This window comes from Micromonospora sp. NPDC051196, from assembly GCF_040682415.1.
In the GTDB taxonomy this organism is placed as follows: domain Bacteria; phylum Actinomycetota; class Actinomycetes; order Mycobacteriales; family Micromonosporaceae; genus Micromonospora.
In genome coordinates, this window is the sequence record NZ_JBFBAY010000001.1 from 938,904 (window position 1) to 959,822 (window position 20,919).

General features: G+C 70.2%; 19 protein-coding genes. 12 read left to right on the forward strand and 7 right to left on the reverse strand.

What is annotated here, in order from left to right; all coding sequences use genetic code 11:
• The first annotated feature begins 45 nt into the window (after positions 1 to 45).
• Positions 46 to 546: a DUF456 domain-containing protein gene (locus AB0M35_RS04320; RefSeq protein ID WP_363741231.1), complete on the forward strand. Its 501-nt coding sequence runs from the start codon at positions 46 to 48 to the stop codon at positions 544 to 546.
• A gap of 228 nt (positions 547 to 774) precedes the next feature.
• Here the strand turns inward: AB0M35_RS04320 and AB0M35_RS04325 are convergent, their stop codons facing one another.
• The gene (locus AB0M35_RS04325) at positions 775 to 1,767 is read right to left on the reverse strand and encodes a YafY family protein (protein ID WP_363741233.1); all 993 of its coding nucleotides are present in this window, start codon (positions 1,765 to 1,767) and stop codon (positions 775 to 777) included.
• A 112-nt stretch (positions 1,768 to 1,879) separates the two neighbouring features.
• Between AB0M35_RS04325 and AB0M35_RS04330 the strand changes: the two genes are divergently transcribed.
• A complete protein-coding gene (locus AB0M35_RS04330; RefSeq protein WP_363741235.1) occupies positions 1,880 to 2,335 on the forward strand; it encodes a VOC family protein in 456 nt (151 codons plus the stop codon).
• A 4-nt stretch (positions 2,336 to 2,339) separates the two neighbouring features.
• Here AB0M35_RS04330 and AB0M35_RS04335 read toward each other — a convergent pair whose 3' ends face one another.
• Positions 2,340 to 2,795, reverse strand: a complete 456-nt coding sequence (locus AB0M35_RS04335) for an SRPBCC domain-containing protein (protein ID WP_363741237.1) — start codon at positions 2,793 to 2,795, stop codon at positions 2,340 to 2,342.
• A gap of 137 nt (positions 2,796 to 2,932) precedes the next feature.
• Here AB0M35_RS04335 and AB0M35_RS04340 point away from each other — a divergent pair, with 137 nt between their 5' ends.
• The gene (locus AB0M35_RS04340) at positions 2,933 to 3,541 is read left to right on the forward strand and encodes a DUF4291 domain-containing protein (RefSeq protein ID WP_363741239.1); all 609 of its coding nucleotides are present in this window, start codon (positions 2,933 to 2,935) and stop codon (positions 3,539 to 3,541) included.
• Here AB0M35_RS04340 and AB0M35_RS04345 read toward each other — a convergent pair.
• Entirely contained in the window at positions 3,538 to 5,157 is a 1,620-nt protein-coding gene (locus AB0M35_RS04345) for a sugar ABC transporter permease (RefSeq protein ID WP_363741241.1), read from the reverse strand. The two genes, AB0M35_RS04340 and AB0M35_RS04345, sit on opposite strands and share 4 nt — an antisense overlap.
• A gap of 301 nt (positions 5,158 to 5,458) precedes the next feature.
• Here AB0M35_RS04345 and AB0M35_RS04350 point away from each other — a divergent pair, with 301 nt between their 5' ends.
• The 7 genes from AB0M35_RS04350 (at position 5,459) to AB0M35_RS04380 (ending at position 14,649) form a co-directional block, all read left to right on the forward strand.
• Positions 5,459 to 6,073 (forward strand): MOSC domain-containing protein, encoded by a 615-nt coding sequence (locus AB0M35_RS04350; protein ID WP_363741243.1) that lies wholly within the window; start codon positions 5,459 to 5,461, stop codon positions 6,071 to 6,073.
• Complete coding sequence (locus AB0M35_RS04355) at positions 6,070 to 6,639, forward strand: alpha/beta hydrolase (protein WP_363741245.1); 570 nt, start codon at positions 6,070 to 6,072, stop codon at positions 6,637 to 6,639. Before AB0M35_RS04350 ends, AB0M35_RS04355 begins: the two co-directional genes overlap by 4 nt.
• Positions 6,640 to 6,824: 185 nt before the next feature.
• A complete protein-coding gene (locus AB0M35_RS04360; protein WP_363741247.1) occupies positions 6,825 to 7,001 on the forward strand; it encodes a flavin reductase in 177 nt (58 codons plus the stop codon).
• Positions 7,002 to 7,107: 106 nt separating this feature from the next.
• Positions 7,108 to 8,472, forward strand: a complete 1,365-nt coding sequence (locus AB0M35_RS04365) for a glutamine synthetase family protein (protein WP_363741249.1) — start codon at positions 7,108 to 7,110, stop codon at positions 8,470 to 8,472.
• Between the two features lie 247 nt (positions 8,473 to 8,719).
• Entirely contained in the window at positions 8,720 to 10,069 is a 1,350-nt protein-coding gene (locus AB0M35_RS04370; protein WP_363741918.1) for an aldehyde dehydrogenase family protein, read from the forward strand.
• A 2-nt stretch (positions 10,070 to 10,071) separates the two neighbouring features.
• On the forward strand, positions 10,072 to 10,839 hold the full coding sequence (locus AB0M35_RS04375; RefSeq protein WP_363741251.1) for a 3-oxoacyl-ACP reductase: 768 nt from the start codon (positions 10,072 to 10,074) through the stop codon (positions 10,837 to 10,839).
• A 159-nt stretch (positions 10,840 to 10,998) separates the two neighbouring features.
• Positions 10,999 to 14,649, forward strand: a complete 3,651-nt coding sequence (locus AB0M35_RS04380) for a SpoIIE family protein phosphatase (protein ID WP_363741252.1) — start codon at positions 10,999 to 11,001, stop codon at positions 14,647 to 14,649.
• 79 nt (positions 14,650 to 14,728) lie between these two features.
• Here the strand turns inward: AB0M35_RS04380 and AB0M35_RS04385 are convergent, their stop codons facing one another.
• Positions 14,729 to 15,043 (reverse strand): STAS domain-containing protein, encoded by a 315-nt coding sequence (locus tag AB0M35_RS04385; RefSeq protein ID WP_363741255.1) that lies wholly within the window; start codon positions 15,041 to 15,043, stop codon positions 14,729 to 14,731.
• Between the two features lie 94 nt (positions 15,044 to 15,137).
• Between AB0M35_RS04385 and map the strand changes: the two genes are divergently transcribed.
• Entirely contained in the window at positions 15,138 to 15,995 is an 858-nt protein-coding gene (gene map / locus AB0M35_RS04390) for a type I methionyl aminopeptidase (protein WP_363741258.1), read from the forward strand.
• On the forward strand, positions 15,992 to 16,708 hold the full coding sequence (locus AB0M35_RS04395; protein ID WP_363741260.1) for a VIT1/CCC1 transporter family protein: 717 nt from the start codon (positions 15,992 to 15,994) through the stop codon (positions 16,706 to 16,708). Before map ends, AB0M35_RS04395 begins: the two co-directional genes overlap by 4 nt.
• A 200-nt stretch (positions 16,709 to 16,908) precedes the next feature.
• Here AB0M35_RS04395 and AB0M35_RS04400 read toward each other — a convergent pair whose 3' ends face one another.
• The 3 genes from AB0M35_RS04400 to AB0M35_RS04410 are packed head-to-tail and all read right to left on the reverse strand — an operon-like array spanning position 16,909 to position 20,899.
• Positions 16,909 to 17,388: a nitroreductase family deazaflavin-dependent oxidoreductase gene (locus AB0M35_RS04400; protein ID WP_363741262.1), complete on the reverse strand. Its 480-nt coding sequence runs from the start codon at positions 17,386 to 17,388 to the stop codon at positions 16,909 to 16,911.
• A gap of 20 nt (positions 17,389 to 17,408) precedes the next feature.
• Positions 17,409 to 20,138: an ABC transporter permease gene (locus AB0M35_RS04405; RefSeq protein ID WP_363741264.1), complete on the reverse strand. Its 2,730-nt coding sequence runs from the start codon at positions 20,136 to 20,138 to the stop codon at positions 17,409 to 17,411.
• A complete protein-coding gene (locus AB0M35_RS04410) occupies positions 20,135 to 20,899 on the reverse strand; it encodes an ABC transporter ATP-binding protein (protein WP_363741920.1) in 765 nt (254 codons plus the stop codon). Before AB0M35_RS04410 ends, AB0M35_RS04405 begins: the two co-directional genes overlap by 4 nt.
• Positions 20,900 to 20,919 lie beyond the last annotated feature (20 nt).

A 20,919-nucleotide genomic window follows, 5' to 3' on the forward strand; every position in this document is an offset into this window, starting at 1 on the left:
GAAGGGCCCTTTTCAACAGATGAAGCGATCGGATCGGGAGCCGACGTGAGCCTGACAGAGACCGGCGCCGTGGTGTCCGTGATCACTGCGCTGGCCATCCTCGCCGGGCTGGCCGGGGTGGTGGTGCCCGGCCTGCCGGCACTGCCGCTGTGCTGGGGCGGCGTACTCGTGTGGGCGCTGTTCGGCGAGGCCGGCGCCGGCCGCTGGGTGGTGCTCGCGGCGGCCACCGTGGTCGCCCTGGGCGGCACCGTGGTCAAGTACGCGTGGCCCGGCCGGAACTTGAAACGGGCCGGCGTACCCACCGCCACGCTGCTCGTCGGGGCGCTGCTCGGCCTGGTCGGCTTCTTCGTCATCCCCATCGTCGGGCTGGTCATCGGTTTCGTCGGCGGCATCTTTCTGATGGAACGGCTGAGGCTGGGCGACACCGGGCTGGCCTGGCCGGCGACCAAGCAGGCGGTCGCCGCAGCCGGCCTGGCGATGCTGATCGAGTTCCTCGCCGGAGTGGTGATCGGCGCGCTCTGGGTGGCCGGCCTGGTGCTGACCTGATCGTCCGGGTCACTGACGACCGGGCGGCGCGGGGCGGAGCCAGGGTAGGGCGTGACGCCGTACCCGAGAGAGAGGTGACGCTGCCCCGCGCCGCCGCGGCTGCCGGGCCGTTCCGAGGGCCCGGTCGGCCCGTCGCGATCGGGCCTGGTCACAAGCCCAAGAATGGGGTACGCCGAAGCGTCCGGCAACGCAATTGCGCTCCACGGGTCGGCAGCAGCGCGCACCCGATCAAGAAGCTGAGTCGGAGGTCAGGCCGGAGGTGATCCTGGCGAAGCGGCGGGCCAGGTGACCGAAGGCGTCGGCGAGTTCAGCGGGGCCGACAACGTCGATCTCGGTGTCGTACCGGGCGATGGCGGCGGCCAGGCTGGGCCAGGACCAGGAGCCGAGGGTGAGCCGGCAGCGGTGCGTGTCGAGTTCCTCGACGATTCCGTCGCGGGTGTAGCGGGCCACGGTGGTGGCCGGCAGGTCGAGGATCACGGTGCCCTGGCAGGGCCAGCCGACGGTGCCGTCGTCGGCGCCGCGGAAGCTGCTGGTTACGAAGGTGGTCACGTCGCCACCGGGTAGTTCCCTGGGCGTGAAGCGGGGTCCGTTGGGGATGCGCAGGGTGATTCGGTCGGCGCGGAAGGTGCGCCAGTCCGACCGGTCGAGGTCCCACGCGACGAGGTACCAACGTCCGTCCCAGGTGAGTACGTGGTGTGGCTCGACCTTGCGCGGGGGCCTGTCCGCCGTCCCGGGGCCGTAGTCGAAGCGCAGGATCTCGTGGGTTTGCACGGCGGAGCTGATTGCCAGGAGGGTGTCGGCGTCGACCGGGGCGGCCGGTCGAGTGGCGGGCCGTTCGACGGCGGTGATCTGAAGGGCGTTGACGCGGTGCCGGAGTCGGGACGGCATGACCTGCCGGACGGTGGTCAACGCACGTGCTGCCGCTTCCCCGGTGCCGTCGCCCAGGGTGGTGGCGGCGATCTGTAGCGCGATGGTGAGGGCGACGGCCTGCTCGTCGTCGAACAGCAGGGGAGGTAGTTCGGTGCCGGCGTTGAGTCGGTAACCCCCGTCGGGACCCTTGGTGGCGGCGATGGGGTAGCCGAGCTCACGCAGCCGGTCGACGTCACGGCGCACGGTCCGCAGGCTGATGTCGAGCCGCTCGGCCAGCAGCGTGCCCGGCCAGTCGCGGCGCGTCTGCAACAGCGACAGCAGGGCCAGCAGCCGGCCCGAGGTTTTCGGCATGTCGCCGAAGCTACTCGCAGTAGGTGACACAACCTGTCACCTACGTCGTCGAACCTTGGTGATGACGCCGGCCGAACACTCGTGGCCGGCGCACTTTCATCAGGGAGCCTTCATGAGCATCACCACCACGGCCCACCTCAACTTCCGGGGCAACGCCCGGGAGGCGCTGGAGTTCTACCACTCGGTGTTCGGCGGCGCGATCATGGTCATCACGTACGGTGATTTCGGGATGCCGAAGGAGTTGCCCGACGCCGGCAAGGTCGTCTGGGGTCAGGTCGCGGCCGACGACGGCTTCCGCGTCATGGCCTACGACGTGCCCGGTCAGGCCGGTGCGGGCAGCGCGCCGGCGTCCTCCACCCGGCGCGAGAACGGCATGACGCTGACCGGCGAGCCGTTCTTCCTGTCCGTGCGAGGCGAGACCGTCGAAGAGGTCGGCGTGCTGTGGGAGAAGTTGGCCGATGGTGCCACGGTCGTCGAGGCGTACGGCCCGACGCAGTGGGCACCGGCGTTCGGGATGCTGACCGACCGTTTCGGGATCACCTGGATCCTCGACGTCGCCGCCCAGTAGGTTGTCAGCTCACCGACCTCGCCTGATCTTCAAGCCGTTCCAGGAGTTGCCGAGAGCCTTCAACGGCCTGGAATTCCTCGACATGCTTGCGCTTGTCTTCCGCCGTGGTGAAGCGCGCCTTCAAGGTCACCTGCGTGGTGTCGCCGGTGCCCACCATGTCGAAAACGGACTGGAAGGCGGCCAAGCCGAATTGGACTGAGCCTACGTTGGTGTAGACGAGCTGTCGGTAGGGTGCGACGGAATCGAAGATGTACAGGTTTTGGTAGTCGGTCCCGTCGGGCCCGTGCATCGTCACGTCGAAGCGTCCGCCCTCGCGGACGTCGAGTTCCTTGACGGTGCTGCGGAAGCCCGCCGGGCCCCACCATCTCGCAATCTTCGCGGAGTCATTCCAGGCCGCCCAGACGGCGGCGACGGGCGCCGCTATCTGCCTGGTCGCGACGATCGTGTATGAGTCATCCACTCCGCTTCCCCCGTTCATTGAAAGCGCCCGAGCGTCCGAGGCGCAACCAAAGTATCCGACAGGAGGGTCTCCGACCGGAGCGGGGACGCGTGGAATCTCGGTGGTGCGATCGAGTGCCGATCGGTGAGGATCTGAGGGTGTCCGTTCCCGCTCGTCAGATCCGCGCCCGTTACTCGGCTGACACCATCACCGTCTACCAGGCGTACTCCCCGCAGATTGCGTTGCCGGCAGTGGCTGCCGGCCGTTTCGTGGCCCCCTTCAAACGGGAGCGGATGACGTGGATCAAGCCGTCTTTCCTGTGGATGATGTACCGCTGTGGCTGGGCCGGCAAGCCAGGGCAGGAACGCGTACTGTCCATCGACATCACCCGGGAGGGATTCGAGTGGGCGCTCGCGCGGGCCTGCCTGAGTCACTACGACCGTGACCTGCACGGCGACCAGGCGACCTGGTCACGCCAGTTGAAGACCAGCCCGGTGCGGGTGCAGTGGGATCCGGAACGGTCCCTGCATCTTCAGGCGCTGCCGTACCGGTCGTTGCAGGTCGGCCTCTCCGGCGAAGCTGTCGACAGGTACGTCGACGAGTGGATCGTCGCCGTCACGGACATCACCCCCACTGTGCACCAGATCCGGGATCTGCTGCGCGGCGGCGACGACCGCGCGGCAGCGGCGCACCTGCCGGTCGAGCAGGTCTACCCGCTACCAACTCAGGTCGCCGCCAACCTCGTTGCCGGCCCGCGCGGGGACTAACGGCCGACCCGGACCGTCAGCCGGTCAAGGTACGTCACCTGTAGCCACACCAGCGTGGCCAGGAACAGCAGAATCATCGGTAGCGGGAGAACCGCCCCGAGCGCCAGGTCGTCGGCCGGGATCCGTCCCGTGGTGGCCTGCATCATGGCCTCCAGCGGCGCCGGTCGGGCCGTCGGTGACTGCGTCGCGATCATCGGCCAGAGCACCTGTCCGGCGGCGACCAGCCAGGTGACCAGCCCGACCAGCACGACCATCGGCACCGACGGGGCGACCATGCTGCGTCCGAACCCGCCACCTGCCCGCCACCGGGGCTCCAGCCCTCGGAACAGCACAGTGAACAGGAACAATGCTGGGATGCTCACCCACCCCGGCGGCATCGCCCCGAGGAAGGTGTCGATCTGCTCGAAGTCGCGGGTCCGCAGGTAAGACTCGATGGCCAGCGGCCCGGTGCCGACAAACAGCCACGGCGCGAACGGCAGGAGGAGCAACTCGCTGAACCGGCCGAGCGGGCGCATGCCCCCGATGGCGAAGCCGCCGGCCACCGCGACAGCAACCGTGACCACCGCCGACAGCAGTGTCGGCAGCCACGTCGAGACCAGCATGTCGCTCAGGCTGACGGCCCGAATCGGCGCCATGTCGTTGGTGAACCGCAAGGCCCGACGCAACCACGGCCACGCTACCCACAGCATCAGGCCGACGAAGAACGCGCCCGCAACTGCCAGTCCGATCCCGGCCCGACGACTGCCGGCCGCCGCCTGGCCCGGACCGGTCTTGACAACGCCGTCCGGGTGCTTGTCGCGGGCGACGGCCTCGTCGACCACCTCGATCCGGGCTCGGGTTGCCAGCAGCAGCGCCGTCGCGGCCAAGCCCAGCAACGCCAGGGGGATCAGCAGCAGCACCGCTCCGGCCGAACCACCCCCGAGGTCCATCCTGCTCAACGCGATGGTGACGACGTGCGTCAGCGGTACGCGAAACACGCCCGTCAGCAACGGCGCGGTGAAGGTCTGCAACGCAGCCGCGATGATCCCGAACACCAGCAGACCGGCGACAGTCAACGCCGCCGGCAGTGCGTCGCGGCGGTGAGCGCGACCGCGGAGCGTACCGAGGAAGGCCGTGGTGGCGACCGCCACGACCAACCCGGCGCTACCGACTGCGGCCAGCTCCACCAGCGTCGCGTACTGACGGCCCGCAGTGGGCTCCATCCGGTCGAGGCGCCAACCGACGAGCAGCGCCGCGGGCGCATACCCGGCGACCGGAACGGTGACCAGGGCTCGGAAAGCCAGCCTGGCCCGCCGTCCCGCCCGGTCGGCGAGCAGTGCCAGCAACGGCGCGACCAACAGGGCCAGGGCCAGTGGGATCAGTGCCAGTAGCAGGGACCAGCCGAAATCACCGAGAATCCCCTGCGTGAAGCGCGCCTGGTAGTTGGCGCCACCCACACTCTCCGGCGAGCGGAACAGGTCGTCACGGGTCGTCGAGCGCCACACCGCCTGCACGGTGGGCAGCAGGTACGACCAGGCGAGGGCGAGCAGCGCGGGTAGCAGCAAGACGAATCCCACGCCGATCCGGGTACCGCTGCCCGGTGTGGGACGGGCCGCCGTCATCGGGGGTGCTGCCATGCTCATGGTGTTCCTCACCTCGTCGGTCTCTGGCCGGGCCCGACGATAGGGGTCGCGATCAAGCCGACGCCATCCCTTCCCGACGGCGCACATCGTCGATGTCGCCGCCATTGAGTACGGGTACCCCGTCACCGCTGAGTACGGATACTCAGCGGGTAGGTCCGCGCTCTCTTGCGTACTGCCGTCAGCAGGCCGGCGACCAGTGGCGGGCCCCGGAGCACCTCGGCGATGATCTGCCACGCTGAATCCCGTGCGTCGAAACTGTTGGACGACGCGCAGGTGCGTGGAGCACAGTCGGAGCATGAACAATTCCATCGGCGTGCGTCATCGCTCCATGGACGAGATCATGGAAGGACTGCACCTCGTGCGGCAGTCCCCGCAGGGCATCGGCACCCTGGCGTTGGCCGTACGCCGGCCGGCCGTTGATGTCCGCGAGGTGCTGTCCCTGGCGGAACTGGACACCGACGCCGGTTTGCTGGGCGACAGCTGGAGTCAACGACCCAGCTCGCGAACGCCCGACCGGTCACCGCACCCCGACATGCAGCTGAACGTCATCAACTCCCGTTTCGTCGAACTGATCGCCGGTCCCGATCGTGACGCCTGGGCGCTCGCCGGGGATCAGCTCTATGTCGATCTCGACCTGAGCGTCGACGCCTTGCCGGCCGGTTCACGCCTGGCAATCGGCGACCAGGCTGTCATCGAGGTGACCGATCAGCCTCACAACGGTTGTGCCAAATTCGCCGCACGCTTCGGACGCGACGCCCACAAAATGGTCTGGACCGAGGAAGGCCAGCGACTACGGCTGCGTGGCCTCAACGCCCGAGTGCTCGTCGGCGCGACGATCGGGGTCGGCGACACCGTACGGCAACTGTGCGCCGTCGCCGGCCGGTCTGCCAGCGAGGACCTCACGACGTGACTGCCGCTGATCAACCCGACCGCTGCCTTGTCGTACCCGGTCGAGGAGTTCCCTTCCCCGACCACTGGTCGCGCAGCTGGGTCAGGGACAATCCGCCCTACCAATGGGCGCCCGAACCGACCGGGCCACCGTACGTCGCCGCAGAGCGCGCCGCAGCGTTGCACGCTGCCGTCAGCGCCGACAGCAAGCCGGCGATCCTCGTGGCGCACAGCGCGGGATGCCTGACCGTCGCCGTCTGGGCCAGCCAGCACGTCGGTCCTGTCCGTGCTGCCCTGCTGGTCACGCCGCCGTACCTGGATCCGGACTGGACTCCTGACCCCGACGAGATCGTCGATGTCTTCATCGGCCACGTGCCACGCGAGCCACTGCCCTTCCGCTCGATCCTGGTCGCCAGCCGCAACGACCCACATGCCACCTTCGAGCAGTTCGAAGCGTACGCGCGAGACTGGGGCTCAGAACTGTTTGACGCGGGCGCGGTCGGGCACCTGGACTCCAAGACCGGGTTCGGCGCATGGCCCGAGGGTGAGCGCCTGGTCCGATCATTGACCCAGTCCGTACTGCCGTAACAACGCTGTCGGTATCGGCTGCGGTCAGCCCACGGGGCCGATCTGCTTGGCGAGATCGACGAAGGACTGCCACGCCACCGGCGTGAGGTGGAGGGTGCCGCGGGAGAGCGCCTCGTTCCGCACGATCTCCCATGTCTTGGCCAGGTTAGCGACGGGGCGGCCCCTCCACAGTCGAGGAGGTCGACATGTCTGCTCGTTCGCGCCTGCTGGTCGAGTACCGCAAGGACCGGCTCGGGCTGCTGCTCCACCTGGGCGGGCTGATGGTCCAGGCCCGGGATCAGCTCGCCCAACTCAATCCCGATCACGTCCCGGATCTGTACGACCGCTTTCTCGGCTGGGCGCGGCGCCGCGACCGGCGGTGAGCCGTGGCGATGTCGGTTTGTCGGGGGCGGGGATCGGGGTACGAGCGGAGCGGCCCATTGACGGTCATCGGCTCGGCCGGTAGACCTTGGTGATGGAGGCTCGCGGATGAGGAAAGCCCCGCTCACGCTGGAACAACTGCGGGTCGCCGTCGCCGAGGGTGAGATTGACACGGTGGCGTTGGCGCTGGTCGACATGCAGGGCCGGTTGCAGGGCAAACGGTTCCACGCGCCGTACTTCCTCGATCAGGTGGTCGCCCACGGCAGCGAGGGGTGCAACTATCTGCTCGCCGTCGACGTCGACATGAACACCGTCGACGGGTACGCGATGTCGAGTTGGGAACGCGGCTACGGCGACTTCGTGATGAAGCCGGACTTCGACACGCTGCGCCGGGTGCCGTGGCAGCCCGGCACCGCCATGCTCCTGGCCGATCTGGAGTGGCCCGACGGCGCCGGTCCGGTGGCCGCCTCGCCCCGGCAGATCCTGCGTGGCCAGCTGGATCGCCTGGCCGCGCACGGGCTGACCGCGTACGCCGGCACCGAGTTGGAGTTCGTGCTGTTCCGTGACTCGTACGAGCAGGCGCAGCGGCGCGGTTACCGCGACCTGACGCCGGCCAACCAGTACAACGTGGACTATTCGCTGTTGGGCACCGCGCGGGTGGAGCCGCTGCTGCGCCGCATCCGCAACCAGATGGCCGGCGCGGGGCTCACCCCGGAGAGCGCGAAGGGCGAGTGCAACCTCGGCCAGCACGAGATCGCCTTCCGGTACGACGAGGCGGTGGCCTGCGCCGACCACCACGTGATCTACAAGAACGGGGCGAAGGAGATCGCCGCCCAGGAGGGCATGTCGATCACCTTCATGGCCAAGCCGAACGCCCGGGAGGGCAACTCCTGCCACATCCACTTCTCGTTGCGTGACGGCTCCGGCGGCTCGGCGATGCTCGGCGACGGCCCGGCGCACCTGAGTGTCACCGGGCAACGGGTGCTCGCCGGGCTGCTCGCCACCATGCGTGAGCTGAGCCTGTTCTTCGCGCCCAATATCAACTCCTACAAGCGGTACCAGCCGGGGTCGTTCGCGCCGACCGCGCTGCGCTGGGGCACCGACAACCGCACCTGTGCGCTGCGGCTGGTGGGGCACGGTCAGGGGATGCGGGTGGAGAACCGGGTGCCGGGCGCTGACGTGAATCCCTATCTGGCGATCGCCGCGCTGGTGGCGGGCGCGGTGCACGGGATCGAGCAGGAACTGGACCTGGAACAGGAGTGCCCCGGCAACGCGTACGACGACGCGGGTGCCGAGCGGGTCCCCAGCACCCTCCGCGACGCGCTGACCCTTTGGGAGTCCTCCACCGTGGCCCGCGAAGCCTTCGGCGCGGAGGTGGTCGCCCACTACGCCAACATGGCCCGTATCGAACTGTCCGCCTTCGACGCCGCCGTCACCGACTGGGAACTCGCCCGTGGCTTCGAACGCCTCTGACCCGCACCCCTCCCCTCCGCCGCGATCTTGCACTTTGTGTCGCTGCTTTACAGTGATTTGCGGCTTTCATCCCGACCAAAAGTGCAAGATCGACGGGCCGGGGCGGGGTGGGGCGGGCCGGGGCGGGGCGGGCCGGGGCGGGGCGGGGTGGGGTGGGGCGGGGTGGGGTGGGGCGGGGCGAGGTGCGCGGGTTGAGTGGGTGAGCGTCCTGGGTTGGGGTGGGGTGTGAGAGAGGGTGGGCGTGGGGGTGGTTTGGGATCCGGCTCGGGGGGTGGTGTTGGGGGAGGTTGCGGGGTGTTCGGTGGGGGAGGTGGATGCGGCGGTTGAGCGGGCGGGGGAGGCGTTCGAACGGTGGCGGGGGGTGGCGCCGGGGGAGCGGGCGCGGATGCTGCGGCGGTTCGCATCGGTGGTGGATGCGCATCTGGAGGAACTTGCGGGGCTGGAGGTGCGCAATGCCGGGCACACCATCGGCAATGCTCGCTGGGAGGCGGGCAACGTCCGGGACGTGCTCGACTACTACGCGGGCGCACCGGAGCGGCTGACCGGACGGCAGATCCCGGTGCCGGGTGGGCTGAACGTCACCTTTCACGAACCGCTCGGTGTGGTCGGGGTGATCGTGCCCTGGAACTTCCCGATGCCCATCGCCGCGTGGGGCTTCGCCCCGGCCCTGGCCGCCGGTAACACGGTGGTGCTCAAACCCGCCGAGCTGACCCCGCTGACCGCGCTGCGCCTGGCCGAGTTGGCGCTGGAGGCGGGCCTGCCCGAGGGTGTGTTCACCGTACTGCCGGGTCGAGGTGATGTGGTCGGCGAACGGTTCGTGACCCATCCGGCCGTACGCAAGATCTGCTTCACCGGCTCCACCGAGGTCGGCACCCGGATCATGGCCGGCTGCGCGGCGCAGGTGAAGCGGCTGACCCTGGAGTTGGGCGGCAAGTCGGCGAACCTGGTCTTCGCCGACGCCGACCTGGAACGGGCGGCGGCCACCGCACCGTACGCGGTCTTCGACAACGCCGGCCAGGACTGCTGCGCCCGATCCCGGATCCTGGTGCAGCGGCCGGTCTACGACCGTTTCCTCGAACTGCTCGAACCGGCGGTGCGAGCCTTCCGGGTCGGCGATCCGGCCGCCGAAGAGACCGAGATGGGCCCGTTGATCTCGGCCGGACACCGGGACCGGGTCGCCGACCACGTCGACGGCGCCCGGGTGGCCTTCACCGGCAGTTGCCCCACCGGCCCCGGCTACTGGTACGCCCCGACGGTGCTGCTCGCCGAATCGCCCGCCGACCCACACTGGCGCGCGGAGATCTTCGGCCCGGTGGTCTCGGTGCTCCCGTTCGACGACGAGGCGGACGCGATCCGGCTGGCCAACGACACCGAGTACGGCCTGTCCGGCTCGATCTGGACCCGGGACGTGGGCCGGGCGTTGCGGGTGGCCCGTGCGGTGGAGTCCGGCAACCTGAGCGTGAACTCACATTCCTCGGTGCGGTACTGGACCCCGTTCGGCGGCATGAAGCGCTCCGGGCTGGGTCGGGAGTTGGGCCCCGACGCACTGCACGCCTTCACCGACGTCAAGAACGTGTTCATCAGTTCGGAGGAGTGAGCATGCCGGGACGGTTGCAGGACCGGGTCGCCGTGGTGACCGGAGCGGCCAGCGGAATCGGGTTGGCCACGGTGCGGCGGTTCGCCGCCGAGGGGGCCCGCGTGGTCTGCGTCGACATCGACGCCGAGGCTGGTCGGCGGGCCGCCGAAGAGGTGGACGGCACCTTCGTCGCGGCCGACGTGGCCGACGAGCCGGCGGTTCGGTCCCTCTTCGACGGGGTGGTCGAGCGGTACGGACGGGTGGACATCGCGTTCAACAATGCCGGCATCTCCCCGCCTGACGACGACTCGATCCTGGAGACCGGCCTGGACGCTTGGGAACGGGTGCTGAGGGTCAACACCACGAGCGTCTACCTCTGCTGCAAGCACGTGATCCCGCACATGCGCCGGCAAGGTCGAGGATCGATCATCAACACCGCCTCCTTCGTGGCGCTGATGGGCGCCGCGACGTCGCAGATCGCGTACACCGCGAGCAAGGGTGGTGTCTTGGCGCTCACCCGGGAGCTGGGTGTGCAGTTCGCCCGGGAGGGCATCCGGGTCAACGCCCTGTGTCCCGGGCCGGTGGCCACCCCGTTGCTGCGGGAGTTGTTCGCGGCTGATCCGGAGCGGGCCGCGCGCCGGCTGGTGCACGTGCCGATGGGGCGGTTCGGTGAGCCGAGCGAGATCGCCGCCGCGGTGGCGTTCCTGGCCAGCGACGACGCTTCGTTCATGACCGCCGCACAGTTCGTGGTGGACGGCGGGATCACCGGAGCGTACGTCACCCCACTGTGATCACCTGCGTGCGGAGGGCCATCGGCCTCGTCGGCGTGCTCAGCCGGACGGCGCTGTGCAGCGTCTGATGGTGATGATGCGTTACGTTGCTGGTCCGTCGGGGTAGAAGGCGGGACGCGGCAAGATGATCGGAGCGCGTGTGGACGGCCGGGAGGCTGCATGAACTCGGCCCAGGGGGGTGTAGGCGGAAGCCATTCGTCCGGGACGACCGGCCGGATTCCGCCACTTCTCGCGGCGGCGTTCGCCGGGGGCGGCGAAATGGGACGGCTGCTGCGCGACCACGACTGGTCGACCAGCCCGCTGGGCGCCCCGGAGCAATGGCCTGAATCCCTGGGAAACGCGCTGAGCACCATGCTTGCCTCCAAAGCGCAGATCGCCATGTTCTGGGGCGAGGATCTGCGCACCTTCTACAACGACGCGTACCGACCGACCATCGGCGACAAGCATCCCCGCGTACTCGGGCAGCCGGCCCGCGAGCACTGGGCGGAGACCTGGGACGTGTTGGGCCCGCTGCTGGCCGGGGTGCTGCGCGACGGCGAGGCGTACCAGGCTCAGGACCATCATTTTCTGCTCGACCGGCACGGCTTCGTCGAGGACGTCTACTTCGACGTCTCCTACGACCCGATCCGTGGTGCCGACGGGTCGATCAACGGCGTGCTCTGCATCTGTAGCGAGACGACCGGCCGGGTGCTCGGTGAACGCCGGCTGCGTGCCCTGGCCGAACTCGGATCGGAGTTGGCCGACCCGGGCAGCATCGAGGACCTCGGCCGGGCCGTCACCGCCGTACTCGACCGGCATCGCGCGGATGTGCCGTTCGGGCTGCTCTATCTCGACGCCGGAGACGGGCACCTGTACCGGGCGGGGATCAGCGGTGTCGACAGCGCGCCCCTCGACCCACCCGGCCGGCTGGTCGAGGTGGCGATGAGCGGTGTCGCCGAGATGGTGCCCACGGTCGACCTGCTCGGCCGGGTGCCCGCCGGAGCCGCCGACGAGGTGGTGGTGCTGCCCATCAGCGCGACCAACGAGCCCGCCGGTGTGCTGGTGCTCGGCATGGCTCGCCGGCTGCCGTTCACCGACGACTACCGCACCTTCTGCGAGTTGGTCGCCGCCCAGATCTCCCGCGCGGTCGGCAAACAGCGGGCGTACGAGCAGCAACGGGCCCGGGCCGCCGAACTGGCCGCGCTGGACCTGGCGAAGACCAACTTCTTCGCCAACGTCAGCCACGAGTTCCGTACGCCGCTGACGCTCGTGCTCGGCCCGCTGGAGGAGATGCTCGCCGATCCCGCGCTGCCGACGGCGTACATCCAGCGGCTCACCGTGATGCACCGCAACGGGCTGCGACTGCTGAAGCTGGTCAACACCGTGCTGGACTTCTCCCGCCTGGAGTCGGGCCGGCTGGCCGCCCACTACGAGCCGACCGACCTGGCCGACTACACCAGCAGGTTGGCCAGCACCTTCCGCTCGGCCACCGAGCGCACCGGGGTGCGCCTGGCGGTGGACTGTCCGCCGTTGCCCGAGCCGGTCTACGTCGACCAGGACATGTGGGAAAAGATCGTCCTCAATCTGGTCTCCAACGCCGTGAAGTTCACCTTCGAAGGCGAGATCCAGATCCGGGTCCGGCCGGTCGGCGGGTCAGCCCGGCTGGAGGTCACGGACACCGGCGTGGGCATCCACCCCGACGAACTGCCGCACGTGTTCGAACGGTTCCACCGGGTGCCGGGGGTGCGCTCGCGCAGCCACGAGGGCACCGGGATCGGGCTCGCGCTGGTCCGCGAACTGGTCGAGATGCACGGCGGGCAGGTCAGCGCGAGCAGTCAGGTCGACAAGGGCAGCACCTTCGCGGTCACCATCCCGTTCGGCGTCGCGCATTTGCCTGCCGATCGGGTGGCCGACGCCGATCACACCGAGCGCGAGCCGCGGCAGGCTTCGCTCTTCATGGCGGAATCGGCTCGGTGGACCAGTGACGCCACTGCCGTAGCTGCGTCCGGACCGGCCCCCGCCGGGTCGCAGGGCCGCATCCTGGTCGTCGACGACAACCCCGACCTGCGGGAACATGTGGCCCGGCTGCTCGCACCGAGTTGGGAGGTGGTGGCGGCCACCGACGGTGTCGAGGCCCTGCGACTGGCCACCGAGGTCGCCTTCGACCTGGTGCTCACCGACGTGATGATGCCTCGGCTGGACGGATTCGGCCTGGTCGCCGCGCTGCGCGCGGATCCCCGGACCCGGTACGTCCCGATCGTGCTGCTCTCCGCCCGAGCCGGTTCGGCGGAGGAGGTGGCCGGGCTGTCGGTCGGCGCCGACGACTACCTGACCAAGCCTTTCTCCGGGCAGGAGTTGATTGCCCGGGTCCGCGCCAACGTGGAACTCGGCCAGTTGCGCGGCCAGATCATCCGGCGGCTGCGCGCCCTCGCCGATGCCGCGGTCGCGGTGAACACCGCCCGATCCACTGCCGATGTGCTCCAGGTCGCGGCCCGGCACGCCCTCAGCCTCGCCGAGGCCGTCCGGGTGGTGATCGCCGCCGGCGGGGCACGCTACGAGGCCGACAGCGGCGGTACCGCGCCGGTCGACCCGTCGTTCGTGCTGCCGTTGACCGGCGTCGCCGGTCGGCAACTCGGTGAACTGCGGGTGTGGCGGCCGTCCGTGGAGGGCATCGGCACCGACGAGGCCGCGTTGACCCAACTCGCCCGGTTGGTCGGCGTCCGACTTGAGAACGCCCAGCTCTACGAGGCCGAGCACCGGATCGCCACCACCCTGCAACACAGCCTGTTGCCCCGTACGCTGCCGCAACTGCCCGGCGCCGTGGTGGCCAGCCGCTACCTGCCGGGTAGCGCCGACGTCGAGGTCGGCGGCGACTGGTACGACGTGGTCGCCCGGGACGACGACGAACTCGTCCTGGTGATCGGTGACGTGGTCGGCAAGGGTGTGCCGGCCGCGGCGGCGATGGGCCAGCTGCGCAACGCGCTGCGTGCGTACGTCCTGGAGGGCTTCGATCCGGGCGAGTCGCTGACCCGGCTGAACCGGTTGGTGGACTCCACCGAGTCACGCTCGTTCGCCACGGTCTTCTGCCTTTGGTTCAGCCCGCGCACCGGTCAGCTGCGCTATGCCAGCGCCGGGCACCCGTCCCCCCTGGTGATCCGAGGAGGCGATGTGGCGTTCCTGCACGACCGGGCCCTCGGACCGCCGGTCGGGGCCATCCCCGGCGCAGGGTACGAGACGGTCTCCGGCGAACTGCGGGCCGGTGACCGTCTGCTGCTCTACACCGACGGGTTGATCGAGGATCGGCACGTCGCCATCGATGTGGCCCTGGCCCAGCTGCGGGCCGACGCCGCCCGGCCGGGCGAACACGTGGCGGACCTGGTCGACGCGGTGGTCAACCGGGTGGCCGATCGGCCACGCCGCGACGACGTGGCCGTGCTCGCCCTGGAGGCGACCGAACTCAACCGGTTCGCGCTGCGGCTGCCCGCCGACCCGACCCGGCTGAGCCTGCTGCGTAAGCGACTGGAGGACTTCCTCGTCGCGCACAAGGTGAGCGAGACCGACCTGTTCGACCTCACCGTGGCGGTCTCCGAGGCGGCGGCGAACGCGATCGAGCATCCGGTCGACCCGGTGGAGCCGGTGATCGAGATCGAGGTGTCGGTGCAGAATCGGGAGGTGGTGGCGACGGTACGGGACACCGGCCGGTGGCGGGAGTCGGCCGGTTCGGGTTTCCGGGGGCGAGGTCTGTCGCTGATCCGGGCACTCGGCGAGCTGTCGGTCGACCACACCCCGCAGGGGACACAGGTCACCCTGCGTCGGCAGTTGGGGGAGTGAACCAGCCCGAGCCGGGGACTGGGCCAGTCTGAGTCGGGGACTGGGCCAGCCTGAGTCGGATCAGCCCTAACCCGGTTGGTCAGTCCGGCGCCAGCCAGGGTTGCCCGCCCAACCCGGCGATTTCGAGGACCCGGCTCACCTGCCGAGACGGCAACACGGTCAGGGCGTCCGGATAGTGCCCGGCGAGCCGCACCACCGCGTGGATGGCCGCCGAGTCGAAGAAGGTGACCGCGCGCAGGTCGAGCGTCACCCGGACGGCCGGCTCGCGCAGCGCAGCCTGGAGCATGGTGTCGGCGGTGGCCATGTCGACCTCGCCCGTGACCACCACACGGAGGTGATCATCGTCGGTCTCCGCGACGGCGGAGAAGACGGGAGATGCGCTCCCTTGATCCACGCAGACACCTTGACACAGCGGCCCTGGTGTGGCAACAACCGCAGGCCCCGGACAGTGGTGGGGGTCACCGAGTGCTCGGCGATAGGCTTGCCGCATGACCGTCCGTGCCCCGCTGACCCCAGGCAGGCTCTCCCCGTGGCGGCCGGTGCCCGCCCATGTCGCCCGACCGGAGTACGTCGGTAAGAAGGCGCCCCGGCCGTGGCAGGGGTCCCACGTACAGACACCGGAGACCATCGAGAAGATGCGGGTCGCCGGGCGGATCGCTGCTCAGGCGGTGCAACTCGCCGGGGAGCACTGCAAGCCCGGTGTCACCACCGACGAGATCGACCGGGTGGTGCACGAGTTCCTGATCGATCATGGCGCCTACCCGTCGACACTGGGCTACAAGGGCTTCCCGAAGTCCTGCTGCACCAGCCTCAACGAGGTGATCTGCCACGGCATCCCCGACTCGACCGTGCTGGCCGACGGCGACATCATCAACGTCGACGTCACCGCGTACATCGGCGGTGTGCACGGCGACACCAACGCCACCTTCTGTGTCGGCGAGGTCAGCGAGGAGGCTCGGCTGCTGGTCGAGCGGACCCACGAGGCGATGATGCGGGGCATCAAGGCGGTCGCCCCGGGCCGCCAGATCAACGTCATCGGCCGGGTCATCGAGTCGTACGCGAAGCGGTTCGGTTACGGCGTGGTCCGCGACTTCACCGGCCACGGCATCGGTGAGGCGTTCCACAGCGGGCTCTACGTGCCGCACTACGACAGCCCTCGGCCCACCGACGTGATGGAGCCGGGCATGACCTTCACCATCGAGCCCATGATCACTCTCGGCACCTACCAGTACGACCTCTGGGACGACGGCTGGACTGTGGTCACCAAGGACCGGAAGTGGACCGCCCAGTTCGAGCACACCATCCTGGTGACCGAGGACGGCCACGAGATCCTGACCTTGCCGTGACCGAGACCCCGGCGGCGCTTCGGGAGCCGCATCACGCCGACGTCTCCGGTGGCTGGCTACGGCCGGCCGTCTTCGGGGCGATGGACGGCCTGGTCACCAACATCGCCCTGATCGCGGGCGTCGGCGGCGGTGGGGTGTCGCCGCGCAACATCGTGCTGACCGGCGCCGCCGGTCTGGTCGCTGGCGCGATCTCGATGGCGCTCGGCGAGTACACCAGCGTCCGGTCGGCCAACGAGCAGATCGCCGCCGAGGTGGCCAAGGAACGGCGCGAACTGGAACGCAACCCCGAGGCCGAGGCCAGGGAACTGGCCGAGATCTGGGTCAACCGAGGGCTGCCGGCCGATCTCGCCCGGCAGGTGGCCGAGACGATCCGCCAGAACCCGGAGATCGCCCTGCGCGTGCACGTGCAGGAGGAACTGGGCGTCAACCCGGACGAACAGCCGAATCCGTGGACGGCGGCATTCTCGTCGTTCCTCTGCTTCTCCGTCGGCGCGCTGGTGCCGCTGCTGCCGTACCTGCTGGGTGCGACCAGCCTGGCGCTGGCCCTGGCCGTCGGCGGGATCGGCCTCTTCGTCGCTGGCGCGCTCGTCTCCCGGCTCACCAACCGCCGCTGGTGGACCGGCGGCCTCCGCCAACTGCTCCTGGGCGCCGCCGCAGCAGCAGCGACCTACGCCATCGGCGCCCTCATCGGCGTCCAAGGCACCCTCACCTAACCTCACCCCTTACCCCCACCCGCCTCCCCTCCCCACACCCCCTCCCCGCAGCACCGGCCGCAGACCGACCACGCCGCCGATCTTGCACTTTCTGTCGGGACGAAAGCCGCCAAAGCCGCATCCCGGCGACCAAAAGTGCAAGATCGCCGGGGCGGGGTGGGGTGGGGTGGGGGTGGGGGTGGGGGTGGGGGTGGGGGTGGTTAGGAGGGGGGTGGGGTGGTGGGGGTTAGGCGGAAGATGCGGATTTGGCGTCCGCCGGCTCGTTCGACGTACGCCTGGTAGGCGGGCCACTCGTCGAGCAGGAGCCGCCACAGGCGGTCGCGTTCGGCGCCGGTGGCCAGTTCGGCGCGGACCGGGATCCGGCGTCCCGCCACGTCGACCTCGGCCTCGGGGTTGGCGAGCAGGTTCAGCGACCAGGCCGGTTGTTGGGTCTGCCCCCAGTTGGACCCGATCACCACGTACGCGGCACCGTCGGGGATGTACAGCAGTGGGTTGCTGCGGGGCTTGCCGGAGCGGCGGCCGGTCGTGGTGATCACCAGGGACGGCACGAGCCCCAGCGCCACCACCCGGCCCCGGGTGAGTCGCCCGATGACCCGGTCGGCGGGCACGAGCAGGCGCATGGCGGCACCGAACCAACGATGCCGTCCGAGTCGGCGGGCGAGGGAACCCAGTGTGGACATCCGCACAGTGTGCCGTACGTTCAGTCCAGTCGTCGCTCCACCGGAAGCCGGGGCCGGGTGAACAGTGCCGCCCCGAGCATTGCCACCAGCGGGACGGCGACCAGTACGCCAAGCGTGAGCCAGGGCACGACGAGCGGATACGGCGGCTCGATCGGCCAACTGTCCGCGTACCGCTCGTTGGTGAAGAACAGGATGATCATCGCCGCGCCGAGGCCGGCGATGATGCCCAACGCCGAGCCGAGTACGGCGATCACGCCGGCCTGACACAGCGAGAGCAGTCGGCGTACGCCCGGACTGGCGCCGACCGCGGCGAGGGTGGACAGGTCGGCGCGTCCCTCCGCCGCCGCCAGACCGGTGGCGATGCCGGCGGCGCCCACCGTCACCACCGCGGAGACCCCGGCCAGCAGGAGCAGAATCCGCACGGTGTGGCTTTGACCGCTTCTGTCGCGGGTCTCCACGCCGAGTGACCCGAGTGGACGGATCGCGCTCGTGAACCGCTCGCGGCGGTCCGGATCGGTTGTCGCGTCGATCGCCCAGCCGACCCGGCCGGTCACTACCCCGAACCGGTCGGCCAGGGCCGGGGAGAGCAGTAGCCACTTTCCACCGAGCTCGGTGTGCAGCGCGTGGCCGGGCACCGTCACAGGCAGGGTGTGGCCGCCCAGGGGGCCGCCGGAGCCCTCCTGGTACTGCAGTTCCAGTCGGCCGTCCACCACATAGCGCGGGTCGGTCACCACCGCCCCGCCGGCCCGCAGCACGGCGGTGGCGGCGGCCACCTCCTCCGGCCCGGCGCCGGTGAGGATGGGCAACGCCGAGCCGTCGTCGACGGCCACCTGGAAGTACGGGCCGTAGTAGTCGTCGGGCGGGCCCTGGCAGCGGTGGTCCGCGCGGGCCCGGAGCTGGTTGGCTTCGCTGAGTGGCTGGTCGACCCGCCACGGGCAGGCGCGCTCGGTCGGCAGCGCCGGAGTTATCTGACATTCGTCGTGCTCGGGCAGGCAGCCGGTCGAGATCAGCGGTGCGATCGACCGGGCGTCGAGGTGCTCACGAGCCGGTCCGGTGATCTCGGCGAGCGTGGGCGCAGAATCATCGCCGGGCATGCCGTTGGCCCAGACCAGCACGCTGCCCTCCGGTAGCAGCGGCCGGAAACGCTCCTCGTCGCGCGCCTGCTCACTGGCGAGGAAGAGGCCGAGGGCGACGCTGCCGGCGACCGCGGCCATCACCGCGGAGATGGCGGGTGCGGCGGAGGAACGGTTGCGGCTGGCGTCGCGTAGCGCGATCCGGGGCGCGAGCGGCAGGAACCGGCCGGTCCGGGCCACCATCCCGACCAGCGCCGGAGTGGCGAAGACCAGCCCGAGTTCACCGATCAGCAGCCCGGCGAGAATGATCGACTGTACGGTCACCACCGCGCCGAGCGCGGCCACGCCGGCCCCACCGGCGGCCAGCAGCACGCCGATGACCAGCCAACGGCGCGGATGCACCGGCGGAGTTCTCCGGCCGGCGAGCCCCGCCACCACGTCCTGCCGGGCGGCGGCCCAGGCCGGGGCCAGCGCCGCCAGCACCCCGGCGAGCACCGCCACCAGCCCGATCACGACGAGAGCTGCGGGCCAGACCCGGTATCCGCCGAAACGGTGCTGGACGACGAACTCCTCGACCAGCGGCCGGGTGGCGAACGCCACGCCGATGCCGAGCGCGATCCCGATCGCGGCACCGACACAGCCGAGGACCACGCCGTCGGCCAGCACCACCCGGCGTAGCTGGGCGGCGTCACCGCCAGCCACCGCGACCAGCGCGAGATCCCGCCGCCTTCGCCGTACCCCCACGGCGAACGCCGGCCCGACCAGCAACACCACCTCCAGCAGACCGAGCCCCGCGACCACCAGCCCGATGCCGAGCTCATCGCTTGCCCTGATCCCGCCGTACCCCTCGCTGTCGACCACTGTCGGCGGTGGCGTGTCTATCCGGGTCGTGACCACCACGCCCTGCTCGTTGAGCTGGCGGAAGAGTTCGGCGGTGACCGGACCGGGCAGGTCGGCCAGGAAAGTCGGCTGGGTGAACGGCTCGGCCGGTGGCGATCCGGTGGGGTGCAGGATCACCGAAGGGTTCAAGTGCCCGGGGAACTCGACCACGCCGACGACTGTCCAGCTGCTTCTGCCGTCGCCGGCTTGGATCTGATCACCGAGGTCGACGTCGAGTTGGCGCGCGGTGGCCCGGTTGACCGCGATCTCGTCGGCACCGGTCGGCACCCGACCGGCGTGGACCCGGACCAGCCCGCGCCCGAGCGGATCGGTCAGGTCGATCACTGTCGCGTTCAGATGATCGCGGATGCGGTCACCGTCTCGGACGGTGAACGGTACCCAGTGCGTCACCGCCAGGACCCGGCTGCCGGTGGGTAGGAACGCGGCCACCTCGTCGGCGCTGACCCGCCCGACGTCCTTGAGCTCCTCGTGGGTCGGCCACCAGTTGTTGCCGTCGGCGCTCTGCGTGATCGGGCCTCGGCCGACCATGCGTAGCTCCGCGTCCGCACCGGCCAACTGGCGATCCAGCCGCTCGGTAGGGGTGAGCCGCGACATGTCCACGCTGACCGCGACGAAGGTGAGCGCCAGCACCGGCAAGATGATCATGCCAAGCACCAGGGCGGTACGCCCACGGGCCCGTTTCGCCTCCCGCCGGGCGATCCGCAACGCGGCTCGCCAGGACCCGATGAACTCGGCTGACGGCGCCTGACCGAGGTGCGGGCGTCTCTCGTCGCTCACCGGCCGCTGCCGGAAAGCAGGGCCTCGATGCCGACCAACGGGGCGGTCGAGTCGACTGCCACGCCGTCACGCAGGAACACCACCCGGTCCGCCCAGCCGGCGTGTCGCGCCTCGTGGGTGACCAGCACGCCGGCGGCACCCGCGTCGACCCGGCGGCGCAGCAGCCGCAGTACCGCCTCACCGGTCTGCGAGTCCAGCGCTCCGGTCGGCTCGTCGGCAAGGACCAGTCGGCGTTCGCCGACCAACGCCCGGGCGATCGCCACCCGCTGCTGCTGGCCGCCGGAGAGTTGGTCCGGGAACCGGTCGCCCAGCTCCGACATGCCCACCTCGGTCAGCGCGTCCAGCGCCAGCCGGCGGGCCCGGCGTACGCCGGTGCCGTCGAGTTCGAGGGGCAGCGCGACGTTCTCCACCGCGGTCAGGCTGCCGATCAGGTTGAGGTTCTGGAAGATGTAGCCGATCCGCCGTCGCCGCAACCGGGCCAGGCCGCTGCGGTCCAGCGCATGCAGCGACTGGCCCTCGACATGCACCTCACCGGCGGTCGGGCTGTCCAGTCCGCCGGCCAGGGTGAGCAGGGTGGACTTGCCGGAGCCGGACGGGCCCATCACGGCGACCAGTTCACCGGGGCGCACGACCAGGCTGACTCCGCGCAGGGCGTGCACGGCGGCCGGACCGTTGCCGTGGGTGCGATGCACGTCACGTAGCTCCAGCACCGCGTCGCGTGTGACGCCGCCGTCAGTTCCCGCGCCCGGTGGCGGGGAGATGTGCTCGGAAAGGGCCGGTA